Source organism: Streptomyces sp. NPDC058741, assembly GCF_042746715.1.
GTDB lineage: Bacteria > Actinomycetota > Actinomycetes > Streptomycetales > Streptomycetaceae > Streptomyces.
The window spans coordinates 1-1,220 of sequence record NZ_JBHYQH010000114.1; the positions used below are offsets into that span (position 1 = coordinate 1).

A 1,220-nucleotide genomic window follows, 5' to 3' on the forward strand; every position below is an offset into this window, starting at 1 on the left:
CGGCATCCGGAGGTGCCGGTCGGTGACCTGGCCCGGATGCTGGCCGGTTCGCGGTCCGTGTTCGAACACCGCGCCGCGGTCACCCTCACCGGCACCGACCGCGACACCCTGATGGAACGACTGCGCGCACCGGACGACACGGACGGCGTGATCTTCGGCAACGGCCGGCCCCTGGGCGACCCGGTATGGATCTTCCCCGGACAGGGCGCCCAGTGGACCGGCATGGGCGTTCGACTCCTCGACGAAGGAGGCGCCTTCGCCAAACGGCTGACGGAGTGCGCGCAGGCACTCGAACCGTTCATCGACTGGGACCTGCACGCAGTACTCCGCGGCGAGCCCGGCCAGCCCGGACTGGACCGGGTCGACGTGGTCCAGCCCGCCCTGTGGGCCGTCATGGTCTCCCTCGCCGCACAATGGCACGCCATCGGCGCACGCCCCGCCGCCGTCATCGGACACTCCCAGGGCGAGATCGCCGCCGCCACCGTCACCGGCGCACTCACCCTCACCGACGGCGCCCGCATCGTGGCACTGCGCTCCCGACTCATCGCCGAACACGCCGGCGGCGGAGGCATGACCTCCCTCGCCCTCCCCCGCACCACCGCACAACAGACCGCCGAACAATTCGGCCTCGAAGTCGCCGCCGTCAACAGCCCCACCAACACCGTCCTCTCCGGCCCCGCCCACGCCCTCGACCAACTCGCCACCTGGTGCGACCAACACGACATCCGCTGCCGACGCATCCCCGTCGACTACGCCTCCCACTCCCCCTTCGTCGACATCCTGCAACAACAACTCCTCGACCTGCTCGCCCCCATCACACCCCGCGACAGCGACATACCCCTGTACTCCTCACTCACCACCGGACCCGTCCACGGCAGCGACCTCGACGCCCACTACTGGTTCCGCAACCTGCGCCACACCGTCGAATTCGAAGCCGCCACACGCGCAGCGGCAGAAACAGGCGCCCGCGCCTTCATCGAGATCAGCCCCCACCCCGTACTCACCCTCCCCCTCCAGCAAACCCTCCAAGAACTCGACGGCCCCGAACCCGTCGTCCTCGGCACACTCCACCGCGACCACGGCGACCCACACGACTTCACCCACTCCGCCGCCACCGCCCACACCCACGGCATCCCCCTCCGCCCCACCCCCACCCCCATCCACCCCGACCTCCCCACCTACCCCTTCCAAGGCACCCACCACTGGCTCACCCCCTCCAC

At 70.2% G+C, this 1,220-nt stretch carries 1 protein-coding gene; it reads left to right on the forward strand.

What is annotated here, in order from left to right; all coding sequences use genetic code 11:
- Positions 1-12 precede the first annotated feature (12 nt).
- Positions 13-1,220, forward strand: a 1,208-nt coding sequence (locus ACFW6P_RS32090; RefSeq protein WP_386425809.1) for an acyltransferase domain-containing protein, incomplete at its 3' end; no start/stop codon positions are given.